17 protein-coding genes and 1 pseudogene are annotated in these 23,931 nt (G+C 72.6%); 11 read left to right on the forward strand and 7 right to left on the reverse strand.

Annotation, left to right across the window (positions count from 1 at the left end; genetic code table 11):
* Window positions 1–22 precede the first annotated feature (22 nt).
* The 3 genes from ACH41F_RS12855 to ACH41F_RS12865 are packed head-to-tail and all read left to right on the forward strand — an operon-like array spanning window position 23 to window position 2,555.
* Window positions 23–1,441 carry a S8/S53 family peptidase gene (locus ACH41F_RS12855; protein WP_398835031.1) on the forward strand — a complete coding sequence of 473 codons (1,419 nt, stop codon included), beginning with the start codon at window positions 23–25 and terminating at the stop codon, window positions 1,439–1,441.
* A 59-nt stretch (window positions 1,442–1,500) separates the two neighbouring features.
* The gene (locus ACH41F_RS12860; RefSeq protein ID WP_391238969.1) at window positions 1,501–2,076 is read left to right on the forward strand and encodes a sigma-70 family RNA polymerase sigma factor; all 576 of its coding nucleotides are present in this window, start codon (window positions 1,501–1,503) and stop codon (window positions 2,074–2,076) included.
* 5 nt (window positions 2,077–2,081) lie between these two features.
* Window positions 2,082–2,555, forward strand: coding sequence for a hypothetical protein (locus ACH41F_RS12865; RefSeq protein WP_398835380.1), 474 nt, complete (start codon window positions 2,082–2,084; stop codon window positions 2,553–2,555).
* A gap of 1 nt (window position 2,556) precedes the next feature.
* On the opposite strand, the gene ACH41F_RS12870 is transcribed toward ACH41F_RS12865, so the two are convergent.
* From ACH41F_RS12870 to ACH41F_RS12895, 6 genes are all read right to left on the reverse strand, one after another.
* Window positions 2,557–3,774, reverse strand: a complete 1,218-nt coding sequence (locus ACH41F_RS12870) for a cytochrome P450 (RefSeq protein ID WP_398835034.1) — start codon at window positions 3,772–3,774, stop codon at window positions 2,557–2,559.
* 58 nt (window positions 3,775–3,832) lie between these two features.
* Window positions 3,833–4,612, reverse strand: coding sequence for an N-formylglutamate amidohydrolase (locus tag ACH41F_RS12875; protein ID WP_398835037.1), 780 nt, complete (start codon window positions 4,610–4,612; stop codon window positions 3,833–3,835).
* A gap of 186 nt (window positions 4,613–4,798) precedes the next feature.
* The gene (locus ACH41F_RS12880) at window positions 4,799–7,018 is read right to left on the reverse strand and encodes an NADP-dependent isocitrate dehydrogenase (protein ID WP_398835039.1); all 2,220 of its coding nucleotides are present in this window, start codon (window positions 7,016–7,018) and stop codon (window positions 4,799–4,801) included.
* A gap of 330 nt (window positions 7,019–7,348) precedes the next feature.
* A complete protein-coding gene (locus ACH41F_RS12885; RefSeq protein ID WP_391239001.1) occupies window positions 7,349–8,428 on the reverse strand; it encodes a mechanosensitive ion channel domain-containing protein in 1,080 nt (359 codons plus the stop codon).
* 157 nt (window positions 8,429–8,585) lie between these two features.
* Entirely contained in the window at window positions 8,586–10,103 is a 1,518-nt protein-coding gene (locus ACH41F_RS12890) for an amino acid permease (RefSeq protein WP_398835042.1), read from the reverse strand.
* A 26-nt stretch (window positions 10,104–10,129) separates the two neighbouring features.
* Window positions 10,130–11,107 carry a hypothetical protein gene (locus ACH41F_RS12895; RefSeq protein WP_398835045.1) on the reverse strand — a complete coding sequence of 326 codons (978 nt, stop codon included), beginning with the start codon at window positions 11,105–11,107 and terminating at the stop codon, window positions 10,130–10,132.
* 301 nt (window positions 11,108–11,408) lie between these two features.
* Here ACH41F_RS12895 and ACH41F_RS12900 point away from each other — a divergent pair, with 301 nt between their 5' ends.
* From ACH41F_RS12900 to ACH41F_RS12910, 3 genes and pseudogenes are all read left to right on the forward strand, one after another.
* Window positions 11,409–12,848 carry an FGGY family carbohydrate kinase gene (locus ACH41F_RS12900; protein WP_398835047.1) on the forward strand — a complete coding sequence of 480 codons (1,440 nt, stop codon included), beginning with the start codon at window positions 11,409–11,411 and terminating at the stop codon, window positions 12,846–12,848.
* Entirely contained in the window at window positions 12,845–14,263 is a 1,419-nt protein-coding gene (locus ACH41F_RS12905) for an FAD-dependent oxidoreductase (RefSeq protein WP_398835050.1), read from the forward strand. The genes ACH41F_RS12900 and ACH41F_RS12905 overlap by 4 nt, the downstream gene beginning before the upstream one ends.
* Before the next feature lie 41 nt (window positions 14,264–14,304).
* Window positions 14,305–15,207 (forward strand): annotated as a pseudogene (locus tag ACH41F_RS12910) (NAD(P)/FAD-dependent oxidoreductase); the annotation flags it as partial.
* Between the two features lie 37 nt (window positions 15,208–15,244).
* Here ACH41F_RS12910 and ACH41F_RS12915 read toward each other — a convergent pair.
* Window positions 15,245–16,162 (reverse strand): lysylphosphatidylglycerol synthase domain-containing protein, encoded by a 918-nt coding sequence (locus ACH41F_RS12915; RefSeq protein ID WP_391238998.1) that lies wholly within the window; start codon window positions 16,160–16,162, stop codon window positions 15,245–15,247.
* Window positions 16,163–16,342: 180 nt separating this feature from the next.
* Here ACH41F_RS12915 and ACH41F_RS12920 point away from each other — a divergent pair, with 180 nt between their 5' ends.
* The 5 genes from ACH41F_RS12920 to ACH41F_RS12940 all read left to right on the forward strand — a co-directional run bounded on the left by ACH41F_RS12920 (window position 16,343) and on the right by ACH41F_RS12940 (window position 23,590).
* The gene (locus tag ACH41F_RS12920) at window positions 16,343–18,232 is read left to right on the forward strand and encodes an ABC transporter ATP-binding protein (protein ID WP_398835384.1); all 1,890 of its coding nucleotides are present in this window, start codon (window positions 16,343–16,345) and stop codon (window positions 18,230–18,232) included.
* A gap of 174 nt (window positions 18,233–18,406) precedes the next feature.
* Window positions 18,407–22,270, forward strand: coding sequence for a glycoside hydrolase family 2 TIM barrel-domain containing protein (locus ACH41F_RS12925; RefSeq protein ID WP_398835052.1), 3,864 nt, complete (start codon window positions 18,407–18,409; stop codon window positions 22,268–22,270).
* Window positions 22,271–22,371: 101 nt separating this feature from the next.
* The gene (locus ACH41F_RS12930; protein ID WP_391238940.1) at window positions 22,372–22,614 is read left to right on the forward strand and encodes a DUF5302 family protein; all 243 of its coding nucleotides are present in this window, start codon (window positions 22,372–22,374) and stop codon (window positions 22,612–22,614) included.
* Window positions 22,615–22,794: 180 nt separating this feature from the next.
* The gene (gene panD, locus ACH41F_RS12935) at window positions 22,795–23,214 is read left to right on the forward strand and encodes an aspartate 1-decarboxylase (protein ID WP_398835056.1); all 420 of its coding nucleotides are present in this window, start codon (window positions 22,795–22,797) and stop codon (window positions 23,212–23,214) included.
* A gap of 31 nt (window positions 23,215–23,245) precedes the next feature.
* Window positions 23,246–23,590: a GNAT family N-acetyltransferase gene (locus ACH41F_RS12940; protein WP_398835059.1), complete on the forward strand. Its 345-nt coding sequence runs from the start codon at window positions 23,246–23,248 to the stop codon at window positions 23,588–23,590.
* Window positions 23,591–23,931: the final 341 nt, after the last annotated feature.

Genomic DNA, 23,931 nt, shown 5'->3' on the forward strand with positions numbered 1-23,931 from the left:
CGCCCCTGTGGGAGGACACGCCATGGCACCACAGCGATTCCACGAGCAGTTCGACCAGATCCAGCGTTCCATGCCCGATGTCGCCCTGGCCCTGGGGCCCGACGACTCGGCCGAGTTCATCTACGAGAAGGGGGTGGTCCTCGCCCGCGACGGCGAGGAGGCCCGGCTCGTCGAGGACACCGTGCGCGACCACTTCACCGCCGCGACCGGCCTGAGCGGCGACGAGGTGCGCCGGGCCGGCCCGGAGACCAACCGCTCCGGCATCACCCGCATCCAGGTCGGCGACCCCGGCCACGGCGACCGGCGCGCCGACCGGGCCGTCGCCAACGCCCTGCGGGTCATGCGCGAACCGGAGGGACGCGCCGGGCGCCGCCTGGTCAGCCGCAACCACGTGGTGACGATCGCCGTGAACTCCTGTCCCGGTGACGAGCCGGTGCCCGCCCCACTGAACCGGGGCACCAACCCGGCCCCGGCCGAGGCCGGACACGACGCGGACACCGCCGTGGACGTCCTGGTCATCGACAACGGCCTCACCCACGACTACTCCCTGGTCCCGCTGCTCTCCCACGTCCAGGGCGACCTGCACGGCACCGAGACCGACGAGCACGGCAACCTGATGCAGTACGTCGGCCACGGGACGTTCATCGCCGGGATCCTCGCGTCCGTCGCGCCCAACACCGACGTCACCGTGCGCAACACCCTCAACGACGCGGGTGCCATCCTCGAATCCGACTTCGGCGAGGCGCTGTTCGCCGCCGTCGACGAGGGCGGCTGGCCGGACATCATCAGCCTGTCCGCCGGCACCTCCAACGGCCGCACCGACGGTCTGCTGGGCGTCGACGCCTTCATGCGCGAACTGCGGCAGCAGCGCACCCTGTTGGTCGCCGCCGCCGGCAACAACGCCAGCGCCACGCCCTTCTGGCCCGCCGCCTACGCCTCCCTGCCCGAGTACGCCGGCTCCGTGCTGGCGATCGGCGCCCTGCGCACCGACGGCGACCACGGCGCCTGCTTCACCAACCACGGCTCCTGGGTCAGCGCCTACGCGCCCGGCGAGCGCCTCACCAGCACCCTCACCGGCTTCGACGCGCCGATCCCGTACGTCTACCAGCACTCCACGTACGACGCCTGCCGGTTCCACTTCACCTACCTGTGCACCTGCCAACACCCCCGTCACGCGGGCATATTGAGCGAGGACGGCAGCTCCTCGAAGCCGGACCAGGTGATGTTCGACGGGTTCGCGCACTGGAGCGGCACCTCCTTCGCCACCCCTGTCGCGGCCGGCATGGTGGCCGCGCTCATGACCGCCGACAAGGAGACCGACCCGCGCATCGCCCGCCAGCAACTGATCGCGAACAACACCGAGTTCGCGGAGGTGCGGGGGGCGCACGTCACCGCCCTCGTCCCGCCGACCTGGCGCCCGAGCACGGCTGTCCAGCGGTGAGGGCCGAACTCGCCCCCGTCACGGCGTACGATGACATGCCGTACACGAGGGGTGGGGCCGTGGACCGAGCAGATGTCGGCGCGTTGGTCCAGTCCGCCGTCGACGGCGACGCGGCGGCCTGGAAGGCGCTCGTGGAGGGGCTGAGCCCGCTGGTGTGGTCCGTCGTGCGCGCGCACCGGCTCTCCGACGCCGACGCGCACGAGGTGTACCAGACGGTGTGGTTCCGTTTCGCCCAGCATCTGGGCCGCATCCGGGAACCGCAGAAGGCCGGCTCCTGGCTCGCGAGCACCGCGCGCCACGAGAGCCTGAAGGTGCTCAAGAACCTCAGGCGGCTGACGCCCACCGACGATCCGCAGGTGCTCGACCGGGTCAGCGACGACCGTACGCCCGAGCAGTCGGTGCTCGACTCCGAGGAGGCGGCCGTGGAGAGCGAGCGCATCCGCCGGCTGTGGCAGGAGTTCGAGGAACTGGGCGATCGCTGCCGTCAGTTGCTGCGCATCCTGATGGCCTCGCCGCCGCCCAGCTACCAGGAGGTCTCCGCCGCCCTGGGCATCGCCGTGGGCAGTATCGGACCGCTGCGCCAGCGCTGTCTGCGCCGGCTGCGGGCACGTATGGAAGCGAGGGGGGCGGTGTGAGCACCATGAACGACGACTTCGACGAGGACGCGCGGGACGGCGAGGAGTTCGACGTCGGACCGCTGGAGGAGGAGCTCCGCCGGGCCGCCGCGATCCTCGACCCGGTGCCGAGCGGGCTGCGGCAACTCGCCGTGGCGGCCTTCGCGTTGCACGACCTGGACGCCCGGATCGCCGAGCTGACCTTCGACTCTGTGGTGGACGCCATCCCGGTGCGGGGAGCCACCGGCGTGCCGCGGATGCTGACCTTCCGCGCGGGCGAGGTCACCGTCGACGTGGAGGTGACCGGGCAGGAACTGCTCGGGCAGGTGCTGCCCCCGCAGCAGGCGCTGATCGAGGTGCTCAGCGGCCCGCAGGCGGGCGCCCCCCTGACCACCGACGACATGGGGCGGTTCAGCTACGACGAACCCCCCGTCGGACCCTTCGCGCTGAGGCTGCGGACCGACGAGGGGGCGATCGTCACCGACTGGCTGACCGTCTGAGTCAGTCCCAGGTCACGAGCAGCGACCGCGGCCCGCGGATCATCGTCCTGCGGCGCCAGGGAACCTGGTCGGCCGGGACCGCGAGCCGCAGTCCCGGCAGCCGGTCGAGCAGCGTGACGACCATGAGCTCGATCTGGAGGCGGGCCAGCATCGCGCCCGTGCAGTAGTGCGGGCCGTAGCCGAAGGACAGGTGCGGGTTGGGGTCCCGGTCCAGGTCGATGCGGTCCGGGTCGGGGAAGACGGCCGGATCGCGGTTGGCGGCCAGGTAGGACACGTACACCGGATCGCCCGCGCGGATGCGCAGCCCGCACATCTCGACGTCCTCCAGGGCGATCCGCGCCAGACCGACCGCGGTGCGGTGCGGGATGTAGCGCAGCAGCTCGTCCAAGGCGTTCGCGCGGGACTCGGGCTGATGGCGCAGCCGCTCCATCAACTCGGGCCGCGTCAGCAACAGGTACAGCGTCTGGCCGCAGTTGTGGGTGACGGCCTCGCCGCCGATCTGAAGGGGCGCGGCCAGCCCGACCGCCTCCTCCTCGGTGAGCTCACCCCGCCGCACCGCGGCGCCGATGAGCGCGTACACGTCGTCGCCCTCGCTGTCGGCACGCGCCCGCACCGTCGCGGCGATCCAGCCGAACAGGCCCTTCTTGGCCTCCGCGGCGGCCTCGGCACCGCCCTCGGTCGACACGATCCGCGCCGTCCAGGCGTGCACCTGCTCCCGGTCGGCGGCGGGCACCCCCATGACCTCGCTGATCAGGGCGATGGGGAAGGGTTCGAGGATCCGCTCGACGAGATCGGCGGGCGGCCCGTCCCGTACGACCCCGGCCACCAGCGGGTCGAGGATCTCCTGGGCGCGGGGCCGCAGCCGCTTCATCGCGCTCGCGGTGAACGCGCCGGCCACCGCCTGGCGCAGCCGGTTGTGCTCGGGCTGGTCGGCCCAGGCGGGGGAGCCGGGGCGGGGGGCGAAGTGCGGGGCGAGCCGGGTGACCTGGCGGTCCATCCCGGCGGTGCGGCTGAAGCGCGGATCGTTGGTGATCGCCCTGACGTCCTCGTGGCGGGTCGCCAGCCACGCCCAGCCCTCGCCGTGCGGCAATCGGATACGGGTCAGCGGGCCCTCCCGCATGAGGTCGGCGAGAACGGGGTCGAACTCCGTCCCGGCCAGGTCGAGTGCGGGCCAGTCCCGTACCGGCGGGCCGGTGAGCGTGGTGGTTTCCTCGGTCATGCCACCCACCCTCGCCGCGGCGCGGGCCTGTGTCGCGCGGGAGTGCTCCAGCCGGAGGTCAGCGGGAGACGGCGTCGACGAGCGCCGCGAGCGCCGTGGCGAGCCGCGCCAGCCCCGGCCCGGCGGGCCCGCCCGGCTCGCTCATATAGGTGTCCCGGCGGATCTCCACCATCAGCGCGGCGACCCGGGGGTCCCGTCCGTAAAACTCCAGGGGCACGTACGTCCCGCTGAACGGGCTGTCCACCCCGGTCCGCCCGAACGCCTCCCGGGCGCCGGCGAGCAGCGCGGGCGGGGTGTGGAAGGCGTCGGTGCCGAGGCAGACGGGCGGCCGCGGGCCGTCGCCGTGCAGCTCGTAGGGCAGCGGCCGGCTGGGATACGAGTGCACGTCGATGATCACGGCCCGTCCGACGGCGGCGAGCCGGTCGGCCACGGCCCGGGTCATGGCGTCGGCGTACGGCCGGAAGAACCGCGCGAGGAGCGGCTCCGGGTCGGTGTCCGCGGCCCGCAGCACCTCGCCGTGCGTGGTCCGCGTGTACACGGCTCCCATCCCGACCGCGAGCATCTCCTCCCGCTCGTCCGGAAACCGCTCGGGGTCGACGACCAGCCGGGACAGCCGGTTCACGAACCGCCACGGCACGACCTCCGCCCTGCCGGCCGCCGCCTCGGCGAGTTCGGAGGTGTGCGCGTCGACGATGTGGTCCGACTCCCGCTCCAGCGCCGTGTCGTCGAGCAGGATGCTCGCCCGCACGTCGGCCGGTATCTCCCGGGCCGAGTGCGGCACGTGGAGGATCACCGGGGAGGCGGCGGCGCCGGGCAGGACCTCGAAGGACGGCGTCATACGGCGGCTCCCGGGGCGTGGTCGGTGGCGTGCTGCATGATCACAGCATGCACGCACCCGAGGGGCGGCCGGCCGGGCGGGCGGTCCTTCAGGAGCCGCCGTGCGGGAGCCGCTCGGGCCTGCCGGGAACGGCGCCGCCCCGGCCGGGCAGGTGCCGACCGGGGCGGAGTCGCGTGCGGGGGTGCGTCAGCTCAGGGACGCCAGCGCCTCGTTCCACGTGGTCGAGGGACGCATGATCTTCGCGGCCTTGGCCGGGTCGGGCTGGTAGTAGCCGCCGATGTCGGCCGGGTTGCCCTGGACGGCGCCCAGCTCGTCGATGATCTTCTGCTCGTTCGCGGCGAGGGTCTCGGCGAGCGGCGCGAAGGCCTTGGCGAGGTCCGCGTCGTCGGTCTGCGACGCCAACTCCTGCGCCCAGTACAGGGACAGGTAGAAGTGGCTGCCGCGGTTGTCGATGCCGCCGACGCGACGGGTCGGGGACTTGTCCTCGTTGAGGAAGGTCGCCGTGGCGCGGTCGAGGGTGTCGGCGAGGACCTTGGCCTTGGGGTTGCCGGTGGCCGTCGCGCACTGCTCCAGGGACGGCACCAGCGCGAAGAACTCACCGAGGGAGTCCCAGCGCAGGTAGTTCTCCTTGACCAGCTGCTGGACGTGCTTCGGCGCGGAGCCGCCGGCGCCCGTCTCGAACAGGCCGCCGCCCGCCATCAGCGGGACGACCGACAGCATCTTGGCGCTGGTGCCCAGCTCCAGGATGGGGAAGAGGTCGGTGAGGTAGTCACGCAGGACGTTGCCGGTCACCGAGATCGTGTTCTCGCCGCGGCGGATGCGCTCCACGGACAGCTTCGTCGCCTCGACCGGGGCGAGGATGCGGATGTCCAGACCCTCGGTGTCGTGCTCCGGCAGGTACGCGTTGACCTTGGCGATCAGGTTGGCGTCGTGCGCGCGGGTCTCGTCCAGCCAGAACACGGCCGGGTCGCCGGTGGCGCGGGCGCGGGTGACGGCCAGCTTGACCCAGTCGCGGATCGGGGCGTCCTTGGTCTGGCAGGCGCGGAAGATGTCGCCCTCGGCGACCGGCTGCTCGATGAGGACGTTGCCGGCCTGGTCGACCAGGCGGACCGTGCCGGCCGCCTTGATCTCGAAGGTCTTGTCGTGGGAGCCGTACTCCTCGGCCTTCTGCGCCATGAGGCCGACGTTCGGGACCGAGCCCATGGTCGACGGGTCGTAGGCGCCGTTGGCGCGGCAGTCGTCGATCACGGCCTGGTAGACACCGGCGTACGAGGAGTCCGGCAGCACCGCGAGGGTGTCGGTCTCCTGGCCGTCCGGGCCCCACATGTGGCCGGAGGTGCGGATCATGGCCGGCATCGAGGCGTCGACGATGACGTCCGACGGCACGTGCAGGTTGGTGATGCCCTTGTCGGAGTCGACCATCGCCAGGGCGGGGCCCTCGGCGAGCTCGGCGTCGAAGGAGGCCTTGATCTCGGCGCCGTTCTCCAGGGACTCCAGGCCCTTGTAGATGCCGCCCAGACCGTCGTTCGGGGTCAGGCCGGCCGCGGCGAGCGCCGCACCGTGGCGCTCGAAGGTCTTCGGGAAGAACGCGCGCACCACGTGGCCGAAGATGATCGGGTCGGAGACCTTCATCATCGTGGCCTTCAGGTGCACGGAGAACAGCACGCCCTGCGCCTTGGCCTCGGCGATCTGCGCGGTGAGGAACTCCCGCAGCTGGGCCACGTGCAGCACGGACGCGTCGACGACCTCGCCCTCGAGGACGGGTACCGACTCGCGCAGGACCGTGGTGGTGCCGTCCTCGGCGACCAGTTCGATCCGCAGCGCGCCGGCCTCGGAGATCACGACGGACTTCTCGGTGGAGCGGAAGTCGTTCTGCCCCATGGTGGCGACGCTGGTCTTGGAGTCCGACGACCAGGCGCCCATGCGGTGCGGGTGGGTCTTGGCGTAGTTCTTGACCGAGGCGGGGGCACGGCGGTCGGAGTTGCCCTCACGCAGGACCGGGTTGACCGCGGAGCCCTTGACCTTGTCGTAGCGGGCCTGGATGTCCCGCTCCTCGTCGGTCTTGGGGTCGTCCGGGTAGTTCGGCAGCGCGTAGCCCTGGCTCTGCAGCTCGGCGACGGCGGCCTTGAGCTGGGGGATCGACGCCGAGATGTTCGGCAGCTTGATGATGTTGGCCTCGGGCGTCTTCGCCAGCTCGCCCAGCTCGTGCAGGGCGTCCGGGATGCGCTGGTCCTCGGTCAGGTACTCCGGGAACACCGCGATGATGCGGCCGGCCAGCGAGATGTCCCGCGTCTCCACGGCGACACCCGCCTGCGAGGCGTACGCCTGGACCACCGGCAGGAAGGAATACGTCGCCAGGGCCGGGGCCTCGTCAGTGTGCGTATAGATGATGGTCGAGTCAGTCACCGGGTGCTCCGCTCCACGTCTGCAACATTGCTCGACATCAAGATATCTCCTGTCCGTCCGAGGCTCGACAGCGGTCCGCGCACGCTGTCCGAGAACCCGCGCATCCGCTTATCTGTTCGAGGCATGTGATCTTGCGGTCATGGATGGTGATCACACGTCGGCCGACCGGCCGGACCCGGCCGGTCGGCCGCCCGAACGAAAGCGGACCATGAGGCATCGCACCAGGGCGACGGGCCCCGCCGCCTGACCGGCACCACGGCGCCCCCGGCACCCGCGGCCCCGCGCACCCGCCCGCCCGGCCCGGAGCCCCCCCGCAGGGCCGGTGAGCGGTCAGTCCACGCGCGCGGGGGACATCTCGCCCGCGTCGAACTCCGCACCCCGCTGCTGCGGGATCACCACGGCACCCTGCTGGAGCGCCACCGTGCGCGTCGGCGCGGGGATGCGGATGCCCTCCGCGCGGTAGCGCTTGTGCAGCCGCTTGATGAACTCGTGCTTGATGCGGAACTGGTCGCTGAACTCACCGACGCCCAGGATGACGGTGAAGCCGATCCGGGAGTCGCCGAAGGTGTGGAAGCGGACCAGCGGCTCGTGGTCGGGAACGGCGCCGGTGATCTCCGTCATGACCTCGGCGACGACCTCGATGGTCACCCGCTCGACGTGCTCCAGGTCGCTGTCGTAGGCGACGCCGACCTGGACCAGGATCGTCAACTGCTGCTCGGGGCGCATGAAGTTGGTCATGTTCGACTTCGCGAGCTCCCCGTTGGGGATCACGACCAGGTTGTTGGAGAGGGCGCGCACGGTCGTCTGACGCCAGTTGATGTCCTCGACATAGCCCTCCTCGCCGCTGCTCAGCCGGATGTAGTCGCCGGGCTGGACGGTCCGGGAGGCGAGGATGTGGATGCCCGCGAAGAGGTTGGCGAGGGTGTCCTGGAGGGCGAGCGCGACCGCCAGGCCACCGACGCCCAGGGCGGTGAGCATCGGCGCTATGGAGACGCCCAGGGTCTGGAGCACGACCAGGAAGCCGATCGCCAGGACCAGCACGCGCGTGATGTTCACGAAGATGGTGGCCGAGCCGGCGACGCCGGGGCGCGACTGGGTGACCGACCGCATCAGGCTCGCCACCAGCCGGGCCGCCGCCACCGTGACCACGAAGATCAGCAGCACGGTCAGGACCTGGTTGGTGGTGCGCTGGGTCGTCTTCGTCAGCGGCAGTGCCGCCGCGGCGACGGCGACGCCGCCCGCGATCGCCGCCGCGGGCACCACCGTCCGCAGCGCGGCCACGATGACGTCGTCACCGCCCCACTTGGTGCGATCGGCGTGCTTGCCCAGCCACTTGAGCAGGATGCGCAGCAGGAATGCGGCAACCAGGCCCGCGACCACGGCGATTCCGGGGACGACCAGGTCGTCCATGGTGAGATCCCGTTGAAATGCAGTCACATTGCCACCTGTTCGACATTGCTGGACGATCGTGCGCGTCGGACCTGGCTGGGCCGCAGCCGACGCGACCGCTCATCCTGCCGTATCCGGCACGGGAGTTCGTAGACGGCCCGGACGCCGACGCCCCTTCTCAGACGATTCCCTCGGCGAGCTCCGCCTGGTCACGGTCGGAGCCGTAGGCCGCCGCGGTGGGGGTCCCGTACGAGCGGCGGGCGGCGTACCACCACACCGTGGCCAGGACCAGGACGACGGCGAGGGCGACGGAGGCGTAGTTCATCGTGGCGACCGTCACCGGCGACACCTGCGGCAGACAGAACAGCACCGTGACGAACGCCACCCACACGACCGCGATCCAGCCGATCGGCCTGCTCCACCGGCCCAGGCTCCACGGACCCGGCTGGAAACGGTCGCCCGCGCGCAACCGCAACAGGATCGGGATGGCGTAGGCGGGGGTGATGCCGATGACATTGATCGCGGTGACCGCGGCGTACGCCGTCGCCGAGTACAGGGACGGCAGGGCGAGCAGGCAGGCCACCGCCACCGACAGCCACACGGCGGCGACCGGGGTCTGGGTGCGGACGCTGACCTTGCGCCACAGGGCCGAGCCGGGCAGCGCCCCGTCCCGGCTGAACGCGAACACCATGCGGCTGGCGGCGGCCACCTCGGCGTTGCCGCAGAACAGCTGGGCGACGATCACCACGACGAGCAGCGCGCTCGCCCCGTCCGTGCCGAGGCCGTCCAGCAGGATCTGCGCGGGCGGCACCCCGGTGTCGGTGGCCCGGGTGGCGTCGTAGTCCTGGATGGCGAAGGTCAGACCGGCGAGGAGCACGAAACCGGCTGTCCAGGAGACCCAGATGGAGCGGACGATGCCCTTCGCCGCCGACACCGAGGCGTTGGAGGTCTCCTCGGACAGGTGGGCGGAGGCGTCGTAGCCGGAGAAGGTGTACTGGGCGAGCAGCAGACCGATGGCCGCCACGTACAGCGAGTTGGACCAGCCGGTGTCGTTGACGAACTCGGTGAAGACGAAGGACGGGGACTGGTGGTGGTCGGGGACGATCGCCAGCGCGCCGACGATGAGCGCGACGCCGGCCAGGTGCCACCACACGCTGATCGAGTTCAACACGCTGACCAGACGCACCCCGAAGAGGTTCAGGACGGCGTGCAGCAGCAGGATCGCCACGAAGATCAGCATCGTCTTCTCCGGCGTCGGCTCGAACCCCCACTGGAGGTTGGCGAACGCGCCCGCGAACAGCGCCGCGCCGTAGTCGATGCCGGCGATGGCGCCCAGCAGGCCGAGCAGGTTCAGCCAGCCCGTGTACCAGCCCCAGCGCCGGCCGCCGAGCCGGTCGGCCATGTAGTACAGCGCGCCGGACGTCGGATAGGCGCTGGTGACCTCGGCGAGCGCCAGGCCCACGCACAGGACGAACAGGCCGACGCCGGCCCAGCCCCACAGCATCACCGCGGGGCCGCCGGTGCCCAGGCCGAAGCCGTACAGGGTCATGCAGCCGGACAGGATCGAGATCACCGAGAAGCTGATCGCGAAGTTGCCGAAGCCGCCCATGCGGCGGGCGAGGACCGGGCGGTAGCCCAGTTCGCGCAGGCGCCGCTCCTCGTCGTGCGCGGGGTGGCCGTCGGTGGTGCGGGACATGGTGAACCTCCGGGACGGGGGGACTCTCACGCGGCGCGGCAGCGCGCCCGGGCCTGGAGGAAGATCTCCACGGCCTGGGCGGTGTCGCCCTGATCGGGGGTGCGGTACGCCCAAGGAAGAGGCGTCCAGTACGGGCCGAGCGCCTCGAACACCCGGTCCGCGTCGGTGAACTGGAGGGCGCCCCACAGGGCGTGGGCGAGATGGTTGAGGTCCAGCGGGGACCGCTCGGCGGCGAAGGTCTGCTCGAACCAGGCGTACAGCGCGCGACGCGCCTCGCGGGTGGCGTCCTCGGCGACCCAGTGCAGGTCGAGGGCGGCGTCACGGCCGCCGGAGCGCCGGTAGCGCTCGACCCGGACGTACAGCGGCAGGACGTGGAGGGCGGAGCCCGGGGGAGCGGTGTCGGCGGCCCAGTGCGCGTAGCCGGCGGCCTCCGCCAGCCGTCCCGAGGTGCCGTGCTCGGAGAGGAACTGGAGCATCCGGTGGTGGGCCTCGCGGTTGTACGGGTCGCGCTTGTCGGCCTCGGCGAGCAGTCCCCACGGGCCCGGCGGCAGCATCGGCCCGGGCGGCGGCACCCGGTGCTCGGCCCGCTGCCGCTCGCGGTCGAGGCGGGCCAGCGCCAGCAGGCACACCCACGGGACGGGGTCGTCGGGGGAGGCCCGGGTCGCCGCGTGGCTCGCCTGCCAGGCCTCCCGCCACAGGTCGAGGGTGCGTAAGTGGTCCTCCCGGTGCGCCCGCAGGGCCCGTTCCACGGCGACCCGCGCGTGCATCACGGCGGCCGGGACGCTGTGCGGCTCCTCGTCGAGCCAGGCGCGCACCACGTCGGTGCCGGCCGCGGCGGTGGCGAGGACCTGGGTGCGCTGGGTCCACTGCCACCAGGCCGTGGTGTCGGCGAGCAGCCGGCGCATCGACATCCAGCGTCCGGTGCGTAACTCCTGGAGGGTGGCGCGCAGTGCGGTGTCGTGTCCCGCGGGGTCGTAGGCGGGTCGTGCTCCGTCTCTGGCCATCAGTCGCCGGCCCCGGGCAGCGGGTGGGTCCTGACGGCAGGGTGGAGTAACAACAGCCCTCCTCTGGGCGGCGGTCGAGAAGCTCGATTCGGTCGCGGCGGTCACTATAGAGGCGGAGGTTCCGCCTCTTCGGCGGTTTCCCGATCTTTTCGAACTCCTTTGCGCCCTCACCGAGTTGACCTGCACGAGTCGCGCTTGACGGCAGGTGGCGGACGGCGGCAGGCTGGCGCCCTGTGATCGCCGGGGGCCGCTGCGAGCGTCCGAGCAACGCCCCGGCGAGCCGTCCTTGGGGAGGGGCTCGATGACAGGTCCGGTGCTCGCCGTCGACCAGGGCACATCCGGCACCAAGGCCCTCGTCGTCTGCCCCGAACGCGGTGTCATCGGCAGCGGCTTCGCCGAGGTGCGCCCGCGCCATCTGCCCGGCGGCCTGGTCGACGTCGATCCCGAGGAGCTGTACACCTCGGTTCTGGACGCCGGTCACCGTGCCCTCGCCGAGGCCCGTGAGCCCGTCGTGGCGCTGGGCCTGGCCAACCAGGGCGAGACCGTGCTCGCCTGGAACCCGGACACCGGCCGCCCGCTCACCGAGGCCCTCGTCTGGCAGGACCGCCGCGCGGAGTCCGTCTGCGAGGAACTCGCCCCGCACGCCGACGAGTTGCGCGACCTCACTGGCCTCCCCCTGGACCCGTACTTCGCCGCGCCGAAAATGGCCTGGATACGCTGCCACCGCACCCGTGAGGGTCTCGTCACCACCACCGACGCCTGGCTCGTCCACCGCCTCACCGGCGCCCTCGTCACCGACGCGGCCACCGCCGGCCGCACCCAGCTCCTCGACCTCGACCGCGCCCGCTGGTCGCCCCGCGCCCTGGACCTGTACGGACTCGCCGACGAACGGCTTCCGACGGTCGTCGACAACGCCGAACGCATCGGCACCACCAAGGAGTTCGGGCCGGAGATCCCGCTCACCGGTCTCGCCGTCGACCAGCAGGCCGCCCTCATCGCCCAGCGCGTCACCGCGCCCGGCGACGCCAAGTGCACCTACGGCACCGGGGCGTTCCTGCTCGCCCCCACCGGCGACACTCCGAGCCGGGGAGACTCCGGACTGGTCAGCTGTGTGGCCTGGCGGCTCGCCGGGCACGCCCGTTACTGCCTCGACGGGCAGGTGTACACCGCCGCCTCCGCCGTGCGCTGGCTCACCGACCTCGGCGTGATCAGGGGCGCCGCCGACCTCGACGCGGTGGGCGCCACCGTGCCGGACAGCGGCGGCGTCACCTTCGTCCCCGCACTGGCCGGACTCGGCGCCCCCTGGTGGCGCGGGGACCTGAGGGGCTCGCTCACCGGGCTCGGCCTCGACACCGGCGCCGGCCATCTGGTGCGCGCCCTGTGCGAGGGCATCGCCGCCCAGGTCGCCGAACTCGCCGACGCCGCCGGTGCCGACCTGGGGGCGCCCTTGGAGACGCTGCGCGTGGACGGCGGCCTGACCCGCTCCGCCCTGCTCCTTCAGACCCAGGCCGACCTGCTCCAACGCCCCGTCGAGGTCTCCGCCCTGCCCGACGCCACCGCGCTCGGCGTCGGCGCGCTGGCCCGGCTCGGCGCCGACCCCGCACTCACGCTCGCCGACGCGATGCCCGACCGGAAGCCCGCCGCCGTGTACGAACCGCGGATCACCGCCGACCAGGCCGCCGAACGCCGGGGCGCCTTCCGTGCCGAAGTGACCGCCCTGCTCGACCGGGCCCCCGCATGACGGTCACCACGCACGGCCCCCTGCCGGACACGCGGTACGACGTGGCGGTCGTCGGCGCCGGGGTCGTCGGCTGCGGGATCGCCCGTGAACTCGCCCGGTACCCGCGGCTGCGGGTCGCCCTCGTCGAGGCGCAGGACGACGTCGGCCAGGGCACCTCGAAGGCCAACACCGCCATCCTGCACACCGGTTTCGACGCCCTGCCCGGCTCGCTGGAGGGCCGCCTCGTCCGCGAGGGGTACGGCCGGCTCACCTCGTTCGCCGCCGAGTCCGGCATCGCCGTCGAACGCGTCGGCGCCCTCCTGGTCGCCTGGGACGAGGAACAGCTCGCCGCCCTGCCCGGCCTCGCGCGGAAGGCGGAACGCAACGACCACCACGACACCCGGCTGCTCGGGAAGGCCGAACTGTACGCACGGGAGCCGCACTTGGGCCCCGGTGCGCTCGGCGCCCTGGAGGTCCCCGGCGAGAGTGTCATCGACCCCTGGACGACGACTCTGGCGTACGCGACCCAGGCGGTCCGGCACGGTGTGGACCTGCACCTCAACTGCCGTGTCGAACAAAAACTTTCGGGCACCAGCCGCGGAACCCTGCACGCCCGTTGGGTGATCAACGCCACCGGTCTCCACGCCGACGTCCTCGACCGGCGGGTCGGTCACGCCGACTTCACCGTCACCCCGCGTCGCGGCCAGCTCATCGTCTTCGACACGTTCGCCCGGTCCCTGGTCCGGCACATCCTGCTGCCCGTCCCGACCGCGCTCGGCAAGGGCGTCCTGGTGGCCCCCACCGTCTTCGGCAACGTCCTGCTCGGCCCCACCGCCGAGGACCTCGACGATCGGCACGCCACGCAGTCCACCGCCGAAGGCCTGTCCCTGCTGCGGGAGAAGGGCCGCCGCATCCTGCCCGCGCTGCTCGACGAGGAGGTCACGGCCGTCTACGCCGGGCTGCGCGCCGCCACCGAGCACGACGACTACCGCATTCGCGTCCACCCCGAGCGGTCCTACGCCACCGTGGGCGGCATCCGCTCCACGGGACTCACGGCCTCGCTCGCCATCGCCGCCCACGTCACGGCCCAACTGGCGGACCACGGGCTGGAGTTGGGCCCCTCCCGCGACCTGGACCCGGTCCGCATGCCCACCCTCGGCGAGGCCTTCCCGCGCCCCTACCAGCGCCCCGACCTCATCGCCGCCGACCCGGAGTACGGCACCCTGGTCTGCCACTGCGAACGCGTCTCCCGAGGCGAGATCCGCGACGCTCTCACCAGCACCGTCCCGCCGGGCAGCCTCGACGGACTGCGCCGCCGCACCCGCGCCCGGGCGGGTCGCTGCCAGGGCTTCCACTGCGGCGCCGCGGTCCGGGAGCTGTTCGCGCGCGCGGGACCCCGCACCGAGCCGAGCCGCCGCGAGGAGGCGGGCCGATGAGGCGCGAGGAGGCCGACCAGCACGCGCGAGGAGGCGGGCCCATGACCCGTGAGGTCGACGTGCTCGTCGTCGGCGCCGGGCCCGCGGGACTCGCGGCCGCCGCCCGCCTAGCCGTCGCCGGGGCCGGCCGGGTCGAGGTGCTGGACCGGGAGCGGCAGGCCGGGGGAGTGCCACGGCACTGCGCCCACGGTGGCTTCGGCACCTGGCTGCACCCGCTGACCGGCCCCGCGTACGCACGGCTGCTCACCGACGCCGCCGCGCGCACCGGCGCGGTCGTACGGACCGGAGTGACCGCCCTGGACTGGACGGGCCCCCGCGCCCTGGCCACGGTCGGCCCCGACGGCCCCGAGACCCTCACGGCACGGGCGGTGGTCCTCGCCACCGGCGCCCGCGAACGCCCCCGTGCCGCACGCCTGGTGCCGGGCACCCGGCCGGCCGGCGTCTACACCACCGGCGAGCTCCAGCAGGCCGTGCACCTGTACCGGCAGCGGATCGGCACCCGGGCGGTGATCGTCGGAGCGGAGCCCGTCTCCTACGCGGCCGCCGACACCGTACGGGCCGCCGGGGCCGAGGTCGTCGCCCTGGTCACCGAGGCGGACCGGGCCCGGGTCGCGCGGATCCGCGCGGCGGACGCCCGACTGCGCGGGCGCCTTCCCCTGCTCACCGGGACCGCCGTCACCGAACTCCTCGGCCACGGACGGCTGTCCGGCGTCCGCGTCCGCCACCGGGACGGGCGTACGACCGTCCTCGCCTGCGACACCGTCGTGTTCACCGGCGACTTCGTGCCCGAGCACGAGCTGGCGCGGCGCGGCGGCCTGACCCTCGCCCCCGAGACCTCACGGCCCGGGGTGTTCGCCGCCGGCGGGCTGCTGCACCCCGGGCAGGGCGCCCACGAGGCCGCCCGTGCCGGCGCGCGGGTGGCCGCCGCCGTCGAGCGGTTCCTGAACGACCCGTGCCGGACCGGTTCCCGGGCGCACGGGGTCAGATGACCTTCATCCGCACCAGGGCCCCGAGCGTCAACGCCCCCGGCAGCAGCGGAAGCCACACCGTGATGATCCGGTAGGCGAGCACCACGGCGGTGGCGACCGCCGCCGGACCGCCCGCCGCCACCAGCGCCACGACCAGCGCCGCCTCCACCGAACCGATCCCGCCCGGCGTGGGCACCAGCGCGACCGCGACCGTCGCCGCGAGATACGCCACCGCCATGTGCGGCGGCGGCACGGCCAGCCCCAACGCCTGCCCCACGGCGGCCAGTCCGGACGCCTGCAACGCGGGGAAGGCGAGCGCGCCGCCCCACAGGGCGAACGCCCGCGCGGGCCGGGAGTGCACCTCGCGTGCCTCGGCCAGCGCGGTGCGCAGGAACGAGGCCACAGTGGTGCGCACCCGCCGGACGAGGACGAGGACGGCCGCCGCCCCGAGCAGCACCAGACCGAGGGCGGGCAGCAGCGCGGAGACCGCGCCCTCGGGGAGGAGGGGACCGAGGCTCAGCGCGTCGGGGAACGCGACGAGCAACGCGGCCAGCAGCCCCAGCCGGCCGATCGACTCCGCCAGCAGGTACAGCGCCAGCGCCGCCGAGGAGCGGGCCAGCGGCAGTCCGCACACCGTCATGAAACGGAGGTTGACCGCGCTCGCGCCGAGACCGGTCGGCAGCAGGTGGTTGGCCGCGCCGGCGGCGAACTGGGTGGCCAGCAACCGCCCTTTGGGCAGCCCCTCGACCACCGCGCCCTGCCGGGTGCAGGCGGCCGCCACCCAGGTCAGACAGGTCGCGCAGACCGCGACCAGCAGCCACGGCCACTCGGCCGAGCGCAGATGACGAAAGCCCGCGGCCAGGACCGAGCGGTGCTCCACGGCCACGACCGTGACGAGCAGCAGCGGCAGCAGGCACAGGATCTGCCGGATCCTGCGGGCGGGAACGCGGCGGGGGCTCACGTCCGAAGAGGTTTTCCGCGCCGCGCCAACGTCGGGTTGCGGCAGGGCGGCGGGAGCATTGCGTACGGTCATCGGTTCCTTCGAGCGGGGGGACATCCACGGAGTGTTGACCTCAACAACGCTTGAGGTCCTACGTTCGCTCCCATGAGCATGGAAACCACAGCCTGGACACAGCTGCAGAGCGTGATGCGCGCCGAGCAGGAGACCCGCCCCCTCGCCCGCGCGACACTGCGCCGCATCGGCGCCTTCGCCCGGCCGCACCGCGCCCGCATCGCGAAGTTCGTGGCGCTCGGGGTGGCGACCGCGCTGCTCGCCGTCGCCACCCCGGTCCTCGCCGGACACGTGGTGGACGCGATCGTGACGGGCGACGACGAGGGCACCGTCGTACGCCTCGCCCTGCTCATCGCGCTCATCGCGGTGGCCGAGGCGGCCCTGGGCATCCTCGGACGACGGCTGTCGGCGACGCTCGGGGAAGGGCTCATCCTCGATCTGCGGACGGCTGTCTTCGATCATGTGCAGCGCATGCCGGTCGCGTTCTTCACACGCACACGTACGGGAGCGCTCGTCTCCCGACTCAACAACGACGTCATCGGCGCCCAGAGGGCGTTCAGCAACACCCTCTCCGGAGTCGTCAGCAACCTGGTCACCCTGCTGCTCACCCTCGCCGTGATGCTCACCCTCTCCTGGCAGATCACGCTCCTCGCGCTGGTCCTGCTCCCGGTGTTCGTGATCCCGGCCCGCCGCATGGGCACCCGCATGGCCCGGATGCAGCGGGAGGCCGCCGCGCTCAACGCGGCGATGCGCACCCGGATGACCGAGCGCTTCTCGGCGCCCGGCGCCACGCTGGTCAAGTTGTTCGGCCGCCCCGAGCAGGAGTCCGAGGAGTTCGCGGCCCGCGCCCGCCGGGTCGCCGACATCGGCGTGCGCACGGCCACCGCCCAGTCGGTGTTCATCACCGCCCTCACCCTGGTCTCCGCCCTCGCGCTGGCCCTGGTCTACGGCCTCGGCGGCTGGTTCGCGCTGCGCGGCACCCTGGAGCCCGGCGCGGTCGTCTCCCTCGCCCTGCTCCTGACCCGGCTCTACGCCCCGCTCACCTCCCTCGCCGGCGCCCGCGTCGAGGTGATGAGCGCCCTGGTCAGCTTCGAGCGGGTCTTCGAGGTGCTCGACCTCAGGCCCCTGATCGAGGAGAAGCCGGACGCGCGCGAGCTGCCCGAGGGTCCGGTCGCGGTGGAGTTCGACAACGTCCGCTTCGGCTACCCGGCCGCCGACAAGGTCTCCCTCGCCTCCCTGGAGGAGGTCGCGGCCCTGGACACCCGGGGCGGCGACGAGGTCCTCAAGGGCATCTCCTTCCGTGCGGAACCGGGCCGGACCGTCGCGCTCGTCGGCTCCTCCGGCGCCGGCAAGTCGACCATCGCCGCACTGCTCCCGCGCCTGTACGACGTCGACGAGGGCGCCGTGCGCGTCGGCGGCACCGACGTCCGTGACCTGACCGCCCGGTCGCTGCGCGCCACCGTGGGCATGGTCACCCAGGACGGCCACCTCTTCCACGACACCGTCCGCGCCAACCTGCTGCTGGCCCGCCCCGAGGCGACCGAGGCCGAACTCAGGGACGCCCTGCGCCGCTCCCGCCTCGAAGCCCTGGTCGACTCCCTGCCCGACGGCCTCGACACGGTCGTCGGCGAGCGCGGCTACCGGCTCTCCGGCGGTGAACGCCAGCGCATGACCATCGCCCGGCTGCTGCTGGCCCGTCAGCGCGTGGTCATCCTCGACGAGGCCACCGCCCATCTCGACAACACCTCGGAGGCGGCCGTCCAGGAGGCGCTCACCGAGGCCCTCGAAGGCCGCACCGCCGTGGTGATCGCCCACCGGCTGTCCACGGTCCGGGCCGCCGACCAGATCCTGGTGGTCGAGGCCGGGCAGATCGTCGAACGGGGCACGCACGAGGAGCTGTTGGCGGCAGCCGGCCGCTACGCCGAGCTGTACCGGACCCAGTTCGAGGAGCGGCCCGGCGACGTCGCGGAGGTCGAGGCGGTGGCATAGGACATCCCCACGCGGCACGTCAACCCCGCAGATTCACACAAAGACCGACAACATCATTGCCCCCACTCGGATCGACAACCTAGTGTGCGTTCGGTTTCCCAACAGCACCCCACAGGAACTGACGCACACTCACACAGCGCCCCACGCACTGTCGTTCCGAGGAAGGCCACGGTCATGCCGCACTTTCCCGTGATCCCCGTCAGCCGCCGCCGACTGCTGGAGGGCGGGGCCGCCGTCCTCGGCGCGCTCGCCCTGCCCGGCTCGCCCACCGCCGCCCACGCGGCCGACGAGCCGACCGCCACCCCGGAGTGGAACGGCAACATCGCCGTCTTCCGCCTGGGCTCCGAGCCGCCGCACACCACGCTCATGCCGTACGCCGACGTCGGACAGGCCCTGGCCGCCGACCGCACCCGCTCGCCGTACCGGCTCAGCCTGGACGGCACCTGGAAGTTCGCCTACGCCGACCGTCCCGACGACCGCGACCCCGACTTCCACCGCACCGACGTCGACGACAGCGACTGGGACACCATCCCGGTCCCCTCCGCCTGGCAACTGCACGGCTACGACCGCCCCATCTACATCAACATCACCTACCCCTGGTGGGGCCCCAACGGGCTCGGCGAGGAGGCGCAGCCCCCCGCCGCCCCCACCCGCCGCAACCCCGTCGGGCAGTACCGCCGCACCTTCACCGTCCCGCGCGACTGGTCGGGCCGGCGGACCTTCCTGCACTTCGAGGGCGTCAAGTCCGCCCACTACGTGTGGATCAACGGCACGCTGGTCGGCTACCACGAGGACTCCTACGACCCCGCCGAGTACGACATCACCGAGCACCTCAAGGCCGGCACCAACCAGATAGCGGTCGAGGTCTACCGCTACTCCGACGGCGACTGGCTGGAGGACCAGGACATGATCCGGCTGAGCGGCATCTTCCGCTCGGTCTACCTGTACTCCACCCCCGCCGTGCACCTGCGCGACTTCCGCCTCGACACCCCGCTCGGCGACGACTACCGGACGGCCGCCCTGGCGGTCACCGCCCATGTGCGGGACTACGGCGGGAAGGGCGCCGGACGCTACTCCGTCGAGACCCAGCTGTACGACCCGAGCGGGCACCCGGTGTGGTCCCGGCCCCTGGTGCGGACCGTCGCGCTCGGCTCCGGCGAGGAGGCCACCGTCGAGGCCGAGAGGGCCGTACCCCGCCCGCGGCTGTGGTCGGCCGAACACCCCGACCTCTACACGGCGGTGCTCCGGCTGCGCGACCCGGCGGGGAAGGTGATCGAGACCCTCTCCCACCGGGTGGGCCTGCGCGAGTTCGCGCTCCGGGACGGCCTGATGCGCATCAACGGCCGGCCGGTGTCCTTCCGCGGCACCAACCGCCACGAGATGCACCCGGTCCGCGGCTCCGCCCTCACCCGCGCGGACATGGTCGAGGACATCCGGATCATCAAGCGCCTCAACATCAACAGCGTCCGCACCTCGCACTACCCCAACAACCCGCAGTGGCTCGAACTCGCCGACGAGTACGGCCTGTACCTCGTCGACGAGACCAACCTGGAGACCCACGGCATCCGCGGCGAGTACCCCGGCGACCACGCCGACTGGACCGCGGCCTGCGTGGACCGCGCCCGGAACATGGTCCACCGCGACAAGAACCACGCCTCGGTGGTCATCTGGTCGCTCGGCAACGAGGCGGGCAGCGGCAGCACCTTCCACGCCATGTACGACTGGATCCGGTCCTACGACACCACCCGCGTCATCCAGTACGAGGGCGACGACCGCCCGGGCGTGAGCGACATCCGCTCCGAGATGTACGACAGCCCCTCCCGCGTCGAGGCCCGCGCGAAGGACACCACCGACACCCGGCCGTACGTGATGATCGAGTACTCGCACGGCATGGGGAACTCCAACGGCAACTTCAAGAAGTACTGGGACGTCGTGCGCCGCCACGACGTCCTCCAGGGCGGCTGGATCTGGGACTTCGTCGACCAGGCCCTCGCCTGGCCCACACCGACCCGCAAGCGGTTCACCGAGGCCGGGCCCGCCGCGCTCCAGGGCGAGATCCAGGCCGCCGGCGGCACCTTCACCCGCGCCGAGGGCCTCTCGGGCGGCACCGTCTTCGCCCGCGACCCGGGCCTGGACCTCACCGGCTCCCTCACCGTGGAGGCCTGGGTCACCCCGCACGTGACCGGCGGCCACCAGCCGATCCTCGCCAAGGGCGACACCCAGTACGCCCTGAAGCAGACGAACGGGAACCTGGAGTTCTTCATCCACGGCGGCGGCCAGTGGGTGAGCGCGAGCTGGACGCTGCCGGCCGACTGGACCGGACGCGAACACCATGTCGCGGGCGTCTTCGACGCGGACGCGGGCACCGTGACCCTCCACGTCGACGGCGCGGTCCGGGCCACCCGCACCACCACCCGGCGCCCGGAGAACAACACCGCCCCGCTGGCCCTGGCCACCGATGTCGACAACCCCACCCGGGAGTTCAGCGGCACCATCCGGCGGGCCCGCGTCCACGCCCGCGCGCTCGGCGCCGCCGAACTCGCCTCCGACGGACGCGAACCCGGCGACGAGGGCGTGCGGTTCTGGTTCGACGCGGCCACCGTGGACCTCTCCGAGCGGCGGCCCCGCGACAGGACCTTCTACGCCTACGGCGGCGACTGGGCCGACAACCCCAACGACGGGGCCTTCTCCGGCGACGGCATCGTCACCGCCGACCGCGGCCTCACCGGCAAGTCCGCCGAGGTCAAGCAGGTCTACCAGGCGATCAACGCCAGCTGGGCGGACGCCGGTTCGGGGAGGGTGACCCTCACCAACGAGTACCTCTTCACCCACCTCCGCGAGTTCGACGGACGGTGGCGGCTCGTCGCGGACGGCAAGGTCCTGCGGAGCGGGCAGCTCAGCCGCGCGCAGCTGGACGTGCCGCCCCTGTCGAGCAGGGGCGTCACGGTGCCCTTCAAGCTGCCGGCCCGCCCCGCCCCGGGCACCGAGTACTTCCTCCACCTCTCCTTCACCACCAGGGAGGCCACCCGATGGGCCAAGGCGGGCTTCGAGGTGGCCAAGCAGCAGCTCACCGTCGACGCGGGTGCCCCGGCCGTGACCCCGACGCCGTTGGCAGACGTCCCGGCCCTGCGCTTCGAGGACCGCGAGGCGTCGGTGACCGTCACCGGCAAGGGCTTCTCCGTCACCGTCGACAAGAAGAGCGGCCTCATCACCTCCTACCAGGCCTCCGGCAGCCGGCTGATCACCTCCGGTCCCGCGCCGAACTTCTGGCGGGCGCCCACCGACAACGACCGCGGCAACGGCCAGCACGTACGCAACCAGACCTGGCGCGACGCCGGCGCGAACCGCCGGGTCACCGGCGTCCGGGTGCGTGCCCTGCGGGACCGGGCCGTCGTGATCGAGATCAGCGGCACGCTGCCCACGACCACCGAGTCGACGTACACCACCACCTACACGGTCTTCGGCAACGCCGAGATCAAGGTCGACAACACCCTCCACCCGGGCGCCGCCTCCCTCCCGTACATCCCCGAGGTGGGCACCCTGCTGTTCCTGCCCGCCCGGCTGGAGAAGCTGCGCTACTACGGCCGGGGCCCGGAGGAGAACCACTGGGACCGTGCCGACGCCACCGACGTCGGCCTGTACTCCGGCACCGTCACCGGCCAGCGGACCTCCTATCTGCGGCCGCAGGAGAGCGGCAACAGGACAGGCGTCCGCTGGTTCGCCCTCACCGGCGGCGCCGGGCCCGGCCTGCTCGTCTCCGGTGAACCCCTGCTGGAGGTCAACGCCTCCCACTTCACCCCGGAGGACCTGTCGGTGGGCGTACGCCACGACTACCAGCTGGACCCGCGCGCCGAGGTGGTCCTCAGGCTGGCCCACCACCAGATGGGCGTCGGCGGCGACGACAGCTGGGGCGCCCACACCCACGACGAGTACAAGCTGTTCGCGAACCGCGACTACGCCTACACCTACCGGTTGCGGCCGCTGCCGGACCCGGGCAGGGCGATGGCGGCGCACCGCAGGCCCACCGGCCTGGAGTGAGGCGGCCCGACGGAACACCACGGTGGCGCCGATATCTGGCGCCCCGCACGGTGTCCGGCATGACAAGCTGTGCTTCCCCACCCCGAACCCAGGAGGCCACCATGACCGCAGAGCCCGCATCCCCGGAAGGTTCGGAGCCGGCCACCGCCGAGACGTCCTCTCTGGCGCCGGACGAGAACGGCACCTACGACCTCAAGCGCAAGTTCCGCGAAGCCCTGGACCGCAAGCGCGGTGTCCAGGCGGACGCCGCCGATGTCGCCGCCAACCCCGATGCGTCGAAGGTACGCGCGGCACACGGCCCGGCCTCGAGCCAGCGCTCCTTCCGGCGCAAGAGCGGCGGCTGAGCCGACCGGTCGACGTGGTCGACGGCCCGGGGGACGCGCCCGTCCCCCGGGCCGTTCGCATGCCTCAGCCGAGGAGGGTCAGAGGAAGTCGAGCTGATCCGTAGCCGAATGGTTGTACGCTTCCGCCACCGCCCTTGACCTGTCCCGCAGGCAGGGAGCAGACAGAACGGGAGCTTCCTCGTGTTTCGCACCATGTTCAAGAGCAAGATCCACCGCGCCACCGTCACCCAGGCCGACCTGCACTACGTGGGATCGGTGACCATCGACGCGGACCTCCTCGCCGCCGCCGACCTGCTGCCCGGCGAACTCGTGCACATCGTCGACATCACCAACGGCGCCCGCCTCGAGACGTACGTGATCGAGGGCGAGCGCGGCTCCGGCGTGATCGGCATCAACGGCGCCGCAGCCCATCTCGTCCACCCCGGCGATCTGGTGATCATCATCAGTTACGCTCAGGTGACCGATGCCGAGGCGCGGGCGCTCGAGCCGAGGGTCGTGCACGTGGACCACGACAACCGGATCGTGGCCCTGGGCGCCGACCCGTCGGAGCCCGTACCGGGTTCGGACCAGGAGCGCAGCCCGCAGGCCGTACCGGCCTGATGCCGAACCGCCTTCGACCAGGAGCGTGCCCATGAGCGACATCGAGATCCGCGACGACCGGGCGGCCGGCCGCCTGGAGGCACTCGGCGCCGGCGAAGTGGTCGGCCGCATCGAGTACTTCGTCCTGGAGTCGCCCGGGCGCGCCCTGGTCCCCGTCCACACGATCGTGGAACCGGCCCATGAGGGACAGGGCATCGCGGGCTCCCTGGCGCGCGAGCTCTACGCCCTGGCCGAGCGCGAGGGCGTCGTGGTGGCCCCGCTGTGTCCCTACGTCGTCAAGTGGGCCGAGCGCCACCCCGAGGAGGCTCCGTCCGTCGACCCCGAGCTGGTGCGGGCGGCGAAGGACTGGCTGCGGGCCCACCCCGAGCGCTCCTGACGTGTCATCCGGGTGACTGGCGCACCGGACGCCGGGTACGCGGGGGAGTAGTCCAGAGCCGACCTCTTCTCTGGCTGGAGGACACGATGACCAACCCGTTCCCGGACCCCGTTCACCCGGGCCCGACCCCCGGGCCCGTCCCGGAGCCCCCGCAGCCCCCGGCACCCACCCCGCCGCCGGGCCCGGGTCCGCAGCCGACCCCGGACCCCGTTCCGCCGACCCCGTCCCCCGTTCCGCCGGGCCCGGAGCCCGTACCCAGTCCGGAACCGGGCCCTCCGCTGAGTTGAGCCACCGGGTGCGGCTGAACGCCCCGGCAGGGGCGCGGGGATCTGCGCGGCAGG

The organism is Streptomyces sp. NPDC020489, assembly GCF_044386545.1.
GTDB lineage: Bacteria > Actinomycetota > Actinomycetes > Streptomycetales > Streptomycetaceae > Streptomyces.